This is a genomic window from Pseudomonas fluorescens (assembly GCF_902497785.1).
GTDB classification, from domain to species: domain Bacteria; phylum Pseudomonadota; class Gammaproteobacteria; order Pseudomonadales; family Pseudomonadaceae; genus Aquipseudomonas; species Aquipseudomonas fluorescens_BO.
Map to the genome: position 1 here is coordinate 50,721 of NZ_CABVHK010000024.1, position 14,078 is coordinate 64,798.

11 protein-coding genes and 1 pseudogene are annotated in these 14,078 nt (G+C 59.6%); 7 read left to right on the forward strand and 5 right to left on the reverse strand.

What is annotated here, in order from left to right:
- Window positions 1-37: 37 nt before the first annotated feature.
- The gene (locus F8N62_RS28250) at window positions 38-1,384 is read right to left on the reverse strand and encodes a DEAD/DEAH box helicase (RefSeq protein ID WP_150713764.1); all 1,347 of its coding nucleotides are present in this window, start codon (window positions 1,382-1,384) and stop codon (window positions 38-40) included.
- A 193-nt stretch (window positions 1,385-1,577) separates the two neighbouring features.
- Between F8N62_RS28250 and F8N62_RS28255 the strand changes: the two genes are divergently transcribed.
- A complete protein-coding gene (locus F8N62_RS28255; protein ID WP_150713765.1) occupies window positions 1,578-2,876 on the forward strand; it encodes a mechanosensitive ion channel family protein in 1,299 nt (432 codons plus the stop codon).
- Between the two features lie 63 nt (window positions 2,877-2,939).
- On the opposite strand, the gene F8N62_RS28260 is transcribed toward F8N62_RS28255, so the two are convergent.
- The 3 genes from F8N62_RS28260 to F8N62_RS28275 all read right to left on the reverse strand — a co-directional run bounded on the left by F8N62_RS28260 (window position 2,940) and on the right by F8N62_RS28275 (window position 5,384).
- Window positions 2,940-3,806, reverse strand: a complete 867-nt coding sequence (locus tag F8N62_RS28260) for a carboxylate/amino acid/amine transporter (protein ID WP_150713766.1) — start codon at window positions 3,804-3,806, stop codon at window positions 2,940-2,942.
- A gap of 347 nt (window positions 3,807-4,153) precedes the next feature.
- The gene (locus F8N62_RS28270) at window positions 4,154-4,753 is read right to left on the reverse strand and encodes an FMN-dependent NADH-azoreductase (protein WP_150713767.1); all 600 of its coding nucleotides are present in this window, start codon (window positions 4,751-4,753) and stop codon (window positions 4,154-4,156) included.
- 316 nt (window positions 4,754-5,069) lie between these two features.
- Window positions 5,070-5,384, reverse strand: a complete 315-nt coding sequence (locus F8N62_RS28275; protein WP_150713768.1) for a 3-phosphoglycerate kinase — start codon at window positions 5,382-5,384, stop codon at window positions 5,070-5,072.
- Between the two features lie 49 nt (window positions 5,385-5,433).
- Between F8N62_RS28275 and F8N62_RS28280 the strand changes: the two genes are divergently transcribed.
- The 5 genes and pseudogenes from F8N62_RS28280 (at window position 5,434) to aqpZ (ending at window position 11,269) form a co-directional block, all read left to right on the forward strand.
- A complete protein-coding gene (locus tag F8N62_RS28280) occupies window positions 5,434-6,357 on the forward strand; it encodes a LysR family transcriptional regulator (protein ID WP_150713769.1) in 924 nt (307 codons plus the stop codon).
- Between the two features lie 15 nt (window positions 6,358-6,372).
- Window positions 6,373-7,178: pseudogene (locus tag F8N62_RS28285) on the forward strand (alpha/beta fold hydrolase).
- Window positions 7,179-7,181: 3 nt separating this feature from the next.
- Complete coding sequence (locus F8N62_RS28290; RefSeq protein ID WP_150713771.1) at window positions 7,182-7,745, forward strand: peptidylprolyl isomerase; 564 nt, start codon at window positions 7,182-7,184, stop codon at window positions 7,743-7,745.
- 91 nt (window positions 7,746-7,836) lie between these two features.
- On the forward strand, window positions 7,837-9,669 hold the full coding sequence (locus F8N62_RS28295) for an ABC transporter ATP-binding protein (protein WP_150713772.1): 1,833 nt from the start codon (window positions 7,837-7,839) through the stop codon (window positions 9,667-9,669).
- 904 nt (window positions 9,670-10,573) lie between these two features.
- Complete coding sequence (gene aqpZ / locus F8N62_RS28305; RefSeq protein ID WP_150713773.1) at window positions 10,574-11,269, forward strand: aquaporin Z; 696 nt, start codon at window positions 10,574-10,576, stop codon at window positions 11,267-11,269.
- 15 nt (window positions 11,270-11,284) lie between these two features.
- On the opposite strand, the gene F8N62_RS28310 is transcribed toward aqpZ, so the two are convergent.
- Complete coding sequence (locus tag F8N62_RS28310; protein ID WP_150713774.1) at window positions 11,285-12,409, reverse strand: GNAT family N-acetyltransferase; 1,125 nt, start codon at window positions 12,407-12,409, stop codon at window positions 11,285-11,287.
- Between the two features lie 283 nt (window positions 12,410-12,692).
- On the opposite strand from F8N62_RS28310, the gene F8N62_RS28315 reads away from it, so the two are divergent.
- Window positions 12,693-14,009 (forward strand): putative porin, encoded by a 1,317-nt coding sequence (locus F8N62_RS28315; protein ID WP_150713775.1) that lies wholly within the window; start codon window positions 12,693-12,695, stop codon window positions 14,007-14,009.
- Window positions 14,010-14,078: the final 69 nt, after the last annotated feature.

Sequence of the window (14,078 nt, forward strand, 5' to 3'; positions counted from 1 at the left end):
ACACTGTCCGGGTTTTTTATTGGCTCGCTACCACTGCTTATTCAGCAGCCGGCGCTTCCGGCTTGCGGCGCTTGAGCGGCGCCATGCCGTCCTTGCTGACCAACGACAGAGCGTCGGTCTTCGGGCGGTTGGCGATCTTGCGTTTGGTCGGGGCCTTGGCGCCGGTTTTCTTCTTGTCGCCCTTGGCGTCGACTTTTTTCTTCTTCACGCCAACGGCTTTGCCCGAGGCCTTGACCTTTTTCGGTCCGCCGTAGGTGCCTTTGACTTCCTTGATGGTGCGGCGCTCGAAGCTCTGCTTGAGGTAGCGCTCGACGCTCGACATCAGGTTCCAGTCGCCGTGGCAGATCAGCGAGATGGCCAGGCCATCGTTGCCGGCGCGGCCGGTGCGACCAATACGGTGCACGTACTCGTCGCCGCTGCGCGGCATGTCGAAGTTGATGACCAGGTCCAGACCATCAACGTCGAGGCCGCGTGCGGCAACGTCGGTGGCGACGAGAATTTTCACGCCGCCCTGCTTCAGACGGTCGATCGCCAACTTGCGGTCTTTCTGGTCCTTGTCGCCGTGCAACACGAACGCCTTGTATTCCTGCGCTACCAGACGGCCATAAATGCGGTCGGCCATGGCCCGGGTGTTGGTGAACACGATGGCCTTCTGATAGGTCTCGTTGGCCAGCAGCCAATTGACGATCTGCTCTTTGTGCTGGTTGTGGTCAGCGGTGATGATCTGCTGACGCGTGGTCGCGTTCAGATCGCTGACGTTGTTCAACTGCAGGTGTTCCGGGTTGTTCAGGACCTTGGCGACCATCTCGCGCAGGCCCGAACCACCGGTCGTGGCGGAGAACAGCATGGTTTGCTGACGGTTGGTGCACTCTTCCACCAGGCGCTGCACGTCTTCGGCAAAGCCCATGTCGAGCATGCGGTCAGCTTCGTCGAGTACCAGTACTTCAACTTCTTTCAAGTCGAGGTTGCCGGCGTTCAGTTGCTCGATCATCCGGCCCGGCGTACCGATCAGGATGTCCGGCACCTTGCGCAGCATGGCGGCTTGGACCTTGAAGTCTTCCCCGCCAGTGATCAGGCCGGATTTGATGAAAGTGAACTGGGCGAAGCGCTCGACTTCCTTGATGGTCTGCTGGGCCAGCTCGCGGGTCGGCAGCAGGATCAGGGTCTTGATGCTGACGCGGATTTTCGCCGGGCCGATCAGTCGATTGAGGATTGGCAAAACGAAAGCAGCGGTTTTGCCGCTACCGGTTTGCGCTGTCACCCGCAGGTCACGCCCTTGGAGCGCCAGCGGAATAGCCGCGGCTTGCACAGGCGTTGGCTCGACAAATTTAAGCTCGGCCACGGCTTTGAGCAGGCGTTCGTGCAGGGCGAATTGGGAAAACACGGGTGCTACCTCGAAGAAATACAAAAAAACAGCTGCATAGGGTAACGGTTTCGAGCGCCGAGGCCGAGTGTCTTTATACAAACGACCGCAAACAGCGGCTTTTTTGTTGCCTTATTTGACTTCAAACGTCATCCAAAGCGGCTTAAATGCTCTAATCGCCCTGACGCGTCCTATAGAAGAAACGGTTTTACCCATGGATATCAAACAGCTCTGGCTCAACGTCCAAGACCTTTGGGGTGCCCTCGATCAGCACCCGCTCCTGCATACCAGTCTCGGCCTGCTTATATTGCTGGTGGTAGCGCTCGCCCTCGGACGAGTGGCGCGCTACCTGATCCTGCACGCAACGAAAATGCTTGGCCGCCAACCGGCGTTGCACTGGATCAACGACTTTCGGCATAACAAGGTGTTTCACCGACTGGCGCAAATGACGCCCTCGCTGGTGATTCAATTCGGTCTGCACCTGGTGCCGGAGCTGAGTAAAACCGCGCTGATTTTCCTCGGCAATGTGGCGCTGGCGTTCACTATTCTGTTTCTCGTCCTGTCGATCAGTGCCCTGCTCAGCGCCTTGCTGGACATCTACGCCCGCACCGAGCACGCCCGCACCCGTTCGATCAAAGGCTACGTGCAACTGGCGAAAATGGTCTTGTACGTGTTTGGCGCGATCATCATTGTCGCGACGCTGATCGATCGTTCCCCGCTGTTGCTGCTGTCCGGTCTGGGCGCCATGTCGGCGGTGATCCTGTTGGTCTACAAGGACACCCTGCTGTCGTTTGTCGCCAGCGTGCAGTTGACCAGCAACGACATGCTGCGGGTCGGCGACTGGATCGAGATGCCGCAAGTAGGCGCCGATGGCGATGTGGTGGACATCACCCTGCATACGGTCAAGGTGCAGAACTTCGACAAGACCATTGTTTCGATTCCGACCTGGCGCCTGATGTCCGAGTCGTTCAAGAACTGGCGCGGCATGCAGCAGTCCGGTGGACGCCGGATCAAGCGCAGCCTGTTCATTGATGCCAGTGGCGTGCGATTCATCCGCGATGACGAAGAGCAGAAACTGTCCCAGGTGCATCTGCTGACCGACTACATCAGCCGCAAACAGGCGGAACTCAAGGCCTGGAACGAAGCTCAGGGCAACGTCGCGGCGATGTCGGCCAACCGCCGGCGAATGACCAACATCGGCACGTTTCGCGCGTATGCGCTGGCCTATTTGAAAAGTCACCCGGAGGTGCAGCCGAACATGACCTGCATGGTCCGGCAGATGCAGACCACGGCGCAGGGCATTCCGCTGGAGATCTACTGCTTCACCCGCACCACGGCGTGGGCGGATTACGAGCGGATTCAGGGGGATATTTTCGATTACCTGCTGGCGGTGTTGCCGGAGTTTGGTTTGAGCCTGTACCAGCAACCGAGTGGTGGGGATTTGCGCGCCGGGCTGCTTCCGGCCATGTTAGGCGCGAGCCACATTTCCGAGCCGGAAAAACACATTATGTAGGAGCTGGCGCAGCCTGCGATCTTTTGATCCTGAAAATCAAAAGATCGCAGGCTGCGCCAGCTCCTACACCGGTTGAGCAACTCGTCTAATACCCAACCGACTAATCCACACCGCCATTAGAATCACCGACCCGCCCAGCAGCAACCGCCCCAGTTCCTCATGCTGATTCCAGATCAACAAATTGATCAGCAATCCCACCGGCACGTGCAAATTGTTCATCACCGCCAGCGTGCCGCCATTCACCAGGCACGCGCCCTTGTTCCACCAGTACAACCCCAACGCGGTCGAGACCAGACCGAGGAACAGCAGCACGCCCCATTGCAGCGGCGCTTCGGGCAGGAAATTCTGTTTGCCGAATAACAGAAACGCCGGCAACGCCACCGCCAGTGCGCCGAGGTAGAAATAGCCGAAACGCCGGTAATGCGGCAGGTCGCTGGGATGGCGCGCCACCAGATGCTTATAAAGCACCTGCCCGGCGGCGTAGGTGAAGTTGGCCAATTGCAGCAGCAGGAAACCCATGAAGAAATCCGGGTTGATCCGGTCGAAGCGGATCACGGCCGCGCCGAGCACTGCCACCAGCGCTGCGACCAGCGCCCATGGATTGAAGCGCCGGTTCAACGCATCTTCGATCAGCGTCACGTGCAACGGCGTGAGGATGGTGAACAACAACACTTCCGGCACCGTCAGCACGCGGAAGCTCAAATATAGACAGACGTAGGTCACGCCGAACTGCAGCGCCCCGATCAGCAGCATGCCGCGCATGAACGCCGGTTCAACCGAGCGCCAGCGCGTCAGCGGAATAAACACCAACCCCGCCAGCAACACCCGCACCAGCACCGCGAAATAGCTGTCGACGTGCCCGGCCAGGTATTCGCCGATCAGACTGAAGGAAAACGCCTGGATCAGCGTGACAAAAAGTAGATAGCCCATGCTCGCCTCGTTTTGAATGGCGGCGAAGATAGCGGGTTTTGCTGTTTATCGCGAACAGTCAGCCAACACCAAATCCATTGTGGGAGCGAGCTTGCTCGCGATGGCGGTGTGTCATTCAACAACGATGTCAACTGACTCTCAGCCATCGCGAGCAAGCTCGCTCCCACAGGGATTTGTGTTCGCGCCTACCAAATCACAGGCAAAAAAAAGCCCGATCTCGCTAAAGCGTTCAATCGGGCTACAGCACTCAGGAGCAACAAGTGCAAAGGGAGGTCGATGCGCGTTACGGCTTGAAGGGGTTGCGCCAGGTCACTTGAACATCAAGGGATTATCTGGCGATTAAAACCTCAAGCCACCTGGGAAAGCCGGGCGTTGGCCTGGTTCAGGCCCTTCTCCTGGAAGTCCCCGCCCAGGTTCATGCCTTCGGCGTGAATGAACGTCACGTCGTGAATTCCGATGAAGCCCATGACCTGGCGCAGGTAGGGTTCCTGATGATCCGCAGTGCTACCGGCGTAGATCCCGCCGCGAGCGGTCAGCACGTAAGCACGCTTGCCGCTGAGCAGACCCTGCGGGCCGGTGTCGGTGTACTTGAAGGTCACACCGGCGCGCAGCACGTGGTCGAGCCAGGCTTTCAGCGTGCTGGGAATCGCGAAGTTGTACATCGGCGCGGCCATGACCAGCACGTCGGCGCCGAGCAATTCGTCGGTCAACAGGTTGGAGCGCTCCAGCGAAGCCTGCTCGATGTCGTTGCGCTCCCCGGCAGGTTTCATCCAGCCGCCCAACAGGTTGATGTCCAGGTGCGGCACCGGATTGACGGCCAGGTCACACACGGTGATCTGGTCATTCGGGTGAGCGGTTTTCCACTGGCTGATGAAGGTCTGGGTCAGTTGACGCGAGACCGAGTCTTGCTGACGGGCGCTGCTTTCGATGATCAGAACGCGGGACATGGGATTTAGGCTCCATCTGAAAAGGCTGTAAGTCGATGGAGTGAAGGTTAAACAGAGTCATATCGATGAAAAAGCGCAAATAACTGCTATAACCCATCAATAATTTCGTTTATAAGCTGAGCATACTGCATGTCGGAGCGAGCCTGTGGTGAGGGGATTTATCCCCGTTCGGCTGCGGAGCAGTCGCAGATCCGGTGAGTACCGTTTATCTGAGGCACCGTACTCGCATGTTTGGGGCCGCTTCGCGACCCAACGGGGCGGTGCGACGTTTCGATAAATCCCCTCACCACAGGCTCGCTCCCACAGGGTTGTCAGTTTATTTCGGGGTGCAGGTCAAGTTGATACGCATCTTGATGATGGTCCGGCTGAACTTCGCGGTGGCATTTTTGTGCTTGCCGGCGGCCACTTCGATGTTGCGGGTGCGCGGCGCTTCCGGACCGTTGTTGAAAACCACCTTGCACATTGCATCGGTGCTGCCGTAGTTGTTCACCTGAATGGAAGCGATGTCGCTATCGGTGTCGTACGCGTTGTAGTCGATGCTCAAGCCGTTGAGCTTTTTCTCGACGTCGATCGGGTAAGCAAAGGCCGTCAAGGGCAGCATCGCCAGCAGCACAACACAGAATTTTTTCATTCGGCAGTCTCCAATTAGGACTGCCAGCTTAGGACAAGAGGAGCTCAACATGAAAGCGCCCCGCGTGACCCTTGATCAATGGCGAACGCTGCAGGCCGTGGTCGACCACGGCGGTTTCGCCCAGGCCGCCGAAGCGCTGCACCGCTCGCAATCGTCGGTCAGCTATACCGTGGCGCGCATGCAGGACCAGTTGGGCGTGCCGCTGCTGCGCATTGACGGCCGCAAAGCCGTGCTCACCGAAGCGGGTGGCGTACTGCTGCGCCGGTCACGGCAACTGGTGAAACAGGCCAGTCAACTCGAAGACCTGGCCCATCACATGGAGCAAGGCTGGGAAGCGGAGGTGCGGCTGGTGGTCGATGCGGCGTACCCGAGTGCCCGCCTCGTCCGCGCCTTGACCGCGTTCATGCCGCAAAGCCGCGGCTGCCGGGTGCGTCTGCGTGAAGAGGTGTTGTCGGGCGTGGAAGAAGTCTTGCTCGAAGGTGTGGCTGATCTGGCGATCACCGGTTTCAGCATTCCCGGCTACCTTGGCGCGGAATTGAGCGACGTCGAGTTTGTCGCCGTCGCCCACCCCGAGCACGCCCTGCACCGGCTGAACCGCGAGCTGAATTTCCAGGACCTGGAAAGCCAGATGCAAGTGGTGATCCGCGACTCCGGCCGCCAGCAACCGCGCGACGTCGGCTGGCTCGGCGCCGAACAGCGCTGGACCGTCGGCAGCCTGGCCACTGCCGCAACCTTTGTCAGCAGCGGCCTGGGGTTTGCCTGGTTGCCCCGGCACATGATCGAACGCGAACTCAAAGAAGGGACGCTCAAGCTGCTACCGTTGGATCAGGGCGGCAGTCGCAACCCCAGCTTCTATCTGTATTCGAACAAGGACAAACCGCTGGGCCCGGCGACGCAAATCCTCATCGAACTGCTGCGCACCTTCGACACCGCGCCGCTCGATGCCCCGTTCGCCGCCCCCGAACAAGCCTGACAAGGAGGAAAATGCATGGCCTATTTCGAGCACGACGGTTGCAACCTGCACTATGAGGAATACGGCCACGGCACGCCGTTGCTGCTGGTCCACGGCCTGGGTTCCAGCACCCTCGACTGGGAAGAACAGATCCCGGCGCTGGCGGCCCGCTACCGGGTGATCGTCCCGGATGTGCGTGGCCACGGCCGCTCGGACAAACCTCGCGAGCGTTACAGCATCGCCGGGTTCAGCGCCGACCTGATCGCGCTGATCGAACACCTGCACCTCGGCCCGACACATTATGTGGGTCTTTCGATGGGCGGCATGATCGGCTTCCAGCTGGCGGTGGACCAACCGCAACTGCTGAAAAGCCTGTGCATCGTCAATAGCGCGCCCGAGGTCAAATTGCGCAGCCGCGACGATTACTGGCAGTGGTTCAAACGCTGGAGCCTGATGCGCGCCCTCAGCCTGGGCACCATCGGCAAAGCCTTGGGCGCCAAACTGTTCCCCAAACCGGAACAGGCCCAATTGCGTCAAAAGATGGCAGAGCGCTGGGCAAAAAACGACAAACATGCTTATCTCGCCAGCTTCGACGCGATCGTTGGCTGGGGGGTTCAGGAACGACTTTCCAGGGTGGCCTGTCCAACCCTCATCATCAGCGCCGACCGTGACTACACACCGGTGACGCTGAAGGAGACTTACGTAAAACTGCTGCCCGATGCGCGGCTGGTAGTGATCGCCGATTCGCGCCACGCCACCCCGCTGGACCAACCCGAACGCTTCAACCAAACCCTGCTCGAGTTTCTCACCGCAGTCGACACCACCCCACTCAGGATCACTGACCCATGCTGAAAAAAATCGCCCTCGTCGCCGGCTCCGTTCTGTTTGCCGCCAACCTGATGGCCGCAACGCCCGCCAAGGCGCCGCACGTTCTGCTGGACACCACCAATGGCCAGATCGAAATCGAGCTGGACCCGGTCAAGGCGCCGATCAGTACCAAGAACTTCCTTGAGTATGTCGACAGCGGCTTTTACAACAACACGATTTTCCACCGGGTGATTCCGGGCTTCATGGTCCAGGGCGGTGGTTTCACAACGCAGATGCAACAAAAAGACACCAAGGCACCGATCAAGAACGAAGCCAGCAACGGCCTGCATAACGTGCGTGGCACGCTGTCGATGGCGCGGACCTCCAACCCCGATTCGGCCACCAGCCAGTTCTTCATCAACGTCGCCGACAACGCGTTCCTCGACCCGGGCCGTGACGCCGGTTACGCGGTATTCGCCAAAGTGGTCAAGGGCATGGACGTCGTCGACATCATCGTCAACTCCCAGACCACCACCAAAAACGGCATGCAGAATGTGCCGATCGACCCGGTGCTGATCAAGTCGGCCAAGCGCATCGACTAAGAACCGCAGGCACAGGGAGTGTTGAGCGGTCGCCGGTCTGCGGCGCCGCTCATATTGTTTAAAGGAGAGCCCGTACGCGGGCGGAGAACTGATGCTTTATCGCCGTTTTGAGAAACTGATCGACATCTTCCGTGACGCCCCGACGGCGGCTCCGCCCGACCGTGTTTTCCCCTTCTATACCTATTACTTGAAGCAGGTCTGGCCGAGTTTCGCCGCCCTGCTGACCGTCGGCCTGTTCGGTGCACTGATCGAAGTCGCGCTGTTCAGTTACCTGAGCCGCATCATCGACCTGGCCCAGGGCACGCCGAACGCCGATTTCTTCAAGGAACACGGCATCGAACTGGCCTGGATGGCCGTGGTGGCGCTGATCCTGCGCCCGGTGTTCGTGGGACTGCATGACCTGCTCGTGCACCAGACCCTGAGCCCGAGCATGACCAGCATGATCCGCTGGCAAAACCACAGCTACGTCCTCAAACAAAGCCTGAGCTTCTTCCAGAACGACTTCGCCGGACGCATTGCCCAACGCATCATGCAGACCGGTAACTCGTTGCGCGATTCGGCCGTGCAAGCGGTGGACGCGCTGTGGCACGTGCTGATCTACGCGCTCAGTGCGCTGGTGCTGTTCGCCGAAGCCGACTGGCGCCTGATGATCCCGCTGCTGACCTGGATTGCCGCCTACATCGGTGCCCTCTACTACTTCGTGCCACGGGTGAAAGAACGCTCCGTCGTGTCCTCGGATGCGCGCTCCAAGCTCATGGGCCGGATCGTCGACGGCTACACCAACATCACCACATTAAAGCTGTTCGCCCACACCAACTTCGAACAGCAGTACGCCAAGGAAGCCATCGAAGAACAGACGGTGAAAGCCCAACTGGCCGGCCGCGTGGTGACCAGCATGGATGTGGTCGTCACCAGCATGAACGGTTTGCTAATTGTCTCTACCACAGGCCTGGCGCTGTGGCTGTGGACCCAGTCGCTGATCAGCGTCGGTGCCATTGCCCTGGCGACCGGCCTGGTAATCCGCATCGTCAACATGTCCGGCTGGATCATGTGGGTGGTCACCGGTATTTTCGAAAACATCGGCATGGTTCAGGACGGTTTGCGCACCATCGCGCAACCGGTCAGCGTCACGGATCGCGAGGAAGCCAAACCGTTGGCCGTGGCCCGTGGCGAAGTACGCTTCGAGCAGGTGGATTTCCATTACGGCAAGAAGAGCGGGATCATCGGCGACCTCAACCTGACGATCAAACCGGGGGAAAAAATCGGCCTGATCGGCCCGTCCGGCGCCGGCAAATCGACCTTGGTCAACCTGCTGCTGCGCCTCTATGACGTGCAGGGCGGGCAGATTCTTATCGATGGCCAGAACATCGCCGACGTCGGCCAGGAAAGCCTGCGCGAGCGTATCGGCATGATTACTCAGGACACGTCGCTGCTGCACCGTTCGATCCGCGACAATTTACTGTATGGCAAACCGGATGCTACCGATGCCCAGCTCTGGGAGGCGGTACACAAGGCCCGAGCCGACGAGTTCATTCCGTTGCTGTCGGACGCTGAAGGCCGTACGGGTTTCGATGCGCACGTGGGTGAACGCGGGGTGAAACTGTCCGGAGGCCAGCGTCAGCGGATCGCCATCGCACGGGTGCTGCTCAAGGACGCGCCGATCCTGATCATGGACGAAGCCACCTCGGCGCTGGACTCGGAAGTCGAAGCCGCGATTCAGGAAAACCTCGAAACCCTGATGCAGGGTAAAACCGTGATCGCCATCGCCCACCGGCTGTCTACCATTGCCCGGATGGACCGGTTGGTGGTGCTGGACAAAGGCAGGGTCGCCGAGACGGGGACACATGCCGAGCTGCTGGCGCATGGCGGGTTGTATGCGCGGTTGTGGCAGCATCAGACTGGCGGGTTTGTGGGGATTGATTGATGCTGTTTGATGCTGTTTGATGCTGTTTGATTGTGTGAATATCCGTTTTTTTTGGTGATGGCTGATATTGGTTCCGCTTTTACAGCGGGTCACTTGGAAAAGCGCCAAGTAACCAAACGCTCTTGCCCCACCACTCGGCACCTCGCCTAGGCTCGGTGTGCCCTCACTCCGGCATTGCTCCGCAGGTCGCCGCGATGGGCCATCCCTGGCCCAGCGCGGCTAAACCGGCATCCTTGCCGGTTTACCCGCTGCGCAATGCCTGCGTTCGGCCAGCGTGGTTTAACGGGGCGCCTAAGGTCAAAATCAACATCAAACCGCGGCGGCCTTCGGGCCGACCGGGGCTTCAAGCGGGCGCGCTTCGCTGATTTTTGCCGTGCATACACTCTCGACTTGCAAAGAGTCCCTGTAGGAGCCGCCCGCAGCAAGCCGGCTCCTACAGGGGGATCGCGCACGACCAAAGAGCCAGGCCGGCTATCAGGCCGCCTCGTGCGCTGTTGATTTGGCTTTCGATCTTCTTGCCCCATCGAGAGGCCGAGCGCAGGTTCTGCGCAGTGGGTAACCCGGCATGGATGCCGGGTTAGCCGCGCTGGGCCAAGGATGGCCCATCGCGGCGGGCCCACGGAGCAGGACCGGAGCGAGGCACCGAACGAAAGGGGCAAGAGCCCTTGGTTACTTGGGGCCGGGCGGCGTTCCGTTTTTCCAAGTGACCCGCTGTAAGAGCGGAACCAATAGCAGCCGTTACCGCAACAACGGATATGTACCCACTCTCAGCCCCGGAAGAGCCGCTGGAAATCCCCAAAAACCCTGCTGTACTCAGCCAAGGTTCCGGACCCGAGCCTGTCGTAAATCTGCAGGATGCATAACTCGATTCAGTCTCGATAGAAAACCCATCAAGGACGCTCTCATGTCTCTGTTCAAACGTTCAGTCACTGAGTTGTTAGGTACGTTCTGGCTGGTGTTGGGGGGTTGCGGCAGTGCGGTTCTAGCCGCGTCTTCTCCGCTGGGAATCGGCGTGCTCGGTGTGGCCATCGCATTCGGTCTCACCGTGCTGACCATGGCTTTTGCTATCGGGCATATCTCCGGTTGCCATCTCAACCCCGCCGTTTCAGTCGGCTTGTTCGTCGGTGGCCGGTTCCCGGCGAAAGAACTGCCCGCCTACATCATCGCTCAGGTCATTGGCGCAGTGATCGCCGCCGCACTGATCTACTACATCGCCAGCGGCAAGGAAGGTTTTGATCTCTCCGCCGGCCTGGCCTCCAACGGCTACGGCGAACATTCCCCCGGTAAGTACTCGATGGCCGCAGGCTTTGTCTGCGAACTGGTGATGACGGCCATGTTTGTGCTGATCATCCTCGGTGCCACCGACAAACGCGCGCCCGCCGGGCTGGCTCCGATTGCCATCGGCCTGGCCCTGACGCTGATCCACCTGATCTCGATTCCCATCACTAACACCTCAGTCAACCCGGCCCGCAGCACCGGGCCGGCGCTGATAGTCGGTGGCTGGGCCATCGCGCAGTTGTGGATGTTCTGGGTCGCTCCAATACTCGGCGCGGTGATCGGTGGCGTGACCTACCGATGGCTGGGCAAGGAAGGCACCTGACCCCACGGACGAGGATCAGTCTTGCCGATAAGGCAAGGCGGTCCTCGCTTCTTCGGCGTAGGCCATGACACCCAGGCGCTCCTGTTGCAGGAAATCTTTGACGGCAGCTTTCAGGCCGGGATGGCGCAGGTAATGCCAGGAATGGGTGATCACCGGCTCAAATCCGCGAATCAGTTTGTGCTCACCCTGAGCACCGGCATCGAAACGCTGAAAGCCGTTGGCAATCGCATAGTCCATGCCCTGATAGAAACACGTCTCGAAGTGCAGACGGTCGAACTCCGCCAGACAGCCCCAGTAACGGCCGTAAAAACTGTCACCGCCCACGAGACTGAAAGCCATGGCCACCGGCCGTGAGCCTTGTTTGGCCAACACCACGCGAATCGATTCCGGCATGCGCTCGGCCAACAGGCTGAAAAAATCCCGCGTCAGGTACGGCCGTTGCCGACGCACGGCGTAGGTGTTGGCGTAGCAGGCGTAAACGAAATCCCACTGCGCCTGATCCAGTTGCCTGCCTTCGAGCCATTCAAACTCGAAACCCTGCCCCGCCACCTGCTCGCGCTCTTTGCGCATCTGCTTGCGTTTGCGCGAACTGAGCGCATCGAGGAAGTCCTGAAAATCCCGATACCCGCGATTTTGCCAGTGGTACTGACAGCCAATGCGCTGCAACCAGCCCGGCTGTTGCGCCAGCGCCGCGTCGGTAGACGGGTCGGTGAAATTGATATGGGCGCTGGAGAGGTCTTCGACTTCAAGGTAGCCCGGCAAACTCTTGAGCAACTCAAACCCGTCCTCGACCGAGGCCGCCAGCAAACGCGGCCCACTGACCGGGCTGAACGGCACGGCGGTCAACAGTTTCGGGTAGTAGTCGATGCCGGCACGCTCACAGGCATCCGCCCAGGCGTGATCGAACACGTACTCGCCATAGGAGTGCCATTTGCGGTAACTCGGCAACGCGGCAATCAACCGATCACCTTCCATATGCAATAGATGTTCAGGCTGCCACCCGGAATGCGCGCTGACGCTGCCACTGTCTTCCAATGAACTGAGGAAGGCATGGCGTAGAAACGGCTGAGTGTCCGGCACCAGGGCATCCCAGGTGTGCGGCGCTAGCTCGGACAGTTTTTCCAGACGTTGCAACGGCATCAACTTCTCTCCACATCGCGGCGTAAAGCCCTGCGAGTATCGCTGATCGCCGCCCGTTCCACACCCCGAATTCCGCCGACAGACCCCTCGAATGAAAGTTCACCGACGTTACACATCGTCATCTAGCCGCCATCACTTTGCCACTGCTTTGTCATAAACCATCGCGATACTGGCGCCAGTTTTTAGAGCGTCGGGTTCTAACCCGGTCAATGTTTTCCGTCCGTCAACGGTCGGTATTTGCCCCGGATGGCTCAGTCATCCCCTCTCATCTTCGGAGATTGATATGCGTCTTGCTTCCACGAAAACTGCGGCGGCCCTGTGTGGCGGTCTGCTGCTGGCCATGAGTGTTCCGGCCAGCGCCGCAGTCGACGCCAAACTGCTCGACATGCTCAAGGCAAACGGCTCGATTACCAACGCGCAATACGGCGAACTGCAAGCCGAACTGGCCCGGGATCAGAAAGATCAGCAAATCGCTCGTCAGGCTCAGCAAGAGACCAACGAACAAATCGCAGCAACCGCTAAGAAAACCAATGAACTGAGCACCTTCGATCAGAAACTGGCGTGGGCCGCCAAGACCCAGTTCAAGGGTGACGTGCGTTTCCGTCAGGAGACCATCAAGAACGACGGCGTCTCCAACAACCGCGATTCGGATCGCCAGCGCGTGCGTGCCCGACTGGGTGCCTACACCGAGATCAACCCGCAAGTCGACACCGGCATTCGTATCGCCACCGGCAACAACGACGATGCTCGTTCCACCAACCAGAGTCTGGACAACTACTTCGACAAGAAGACCATCTGGCTCGACCAGGGTTACGTCGACTACCACCCGACCGCCATCAAGAACCTGCACATCGTTGGCGGCAAGATGCCGCAGCAATGGGTGAGCATGGGCGACATCATCTGGGATAGCGACATCAGCCCGGAAGGTCTGTCCCTGTCGTACAAGTACCCGCTGGGCTCCACCGCCGAGCTGTTCGGTAGCGCCGGCCACTACACCCTCAAGGACAACGTTGACGGCGACGGTGTGCAGTTCAAGCACGACTTGCGTCTGTACGCTGGCCAGTTGGGCGCGCGCTTCTCCATCACCGACAACCTGAAACTGACGTTGGGTGGCAGCGTCTACGGCTACGACAACGACGACGACATCACCGCCGGCGGCACCAGCATCCCGTCCGTACTGGCGACCAACGGCAACACCCCGAACGAGCAGTTCAAATTGTACGAAGGCTTTGGCTCGCTCGACATCGGCGGCCTGGCAGTGCCGCTGTCGCTGTACGGTCAGATCGTCAACAACGACGATGCCAGCAACGACCAGGACATGGGTTGGCTGGCCGGCGTCAAGACCAAGTTCTACGGTTTCGGCGTGGACTACAACTACCGCGACGTACAGCGTAATGCCGTGGTCGGTGCGTTCACCGACTCCGACTTCGCCAACGGCTTCACCGGTTCGCGCGGCAGCAAGTTGAAAGTTAACTACGAGCTGGACAAGAACTTCGCCGTCGGCGCGACGTACTTCATGGCTAAGTCGGACTACACCAACGCCACGTTGCGCGACTCGAAAATCAACACCCTGCAACTGGATGCCGAAGCCAAGTTCTGATTGCGTTCCATCACTCGGGCAAGGAAGCCTGAGCTGATTTCTACAAACTCGCGTTGCTGTATCGGTCCC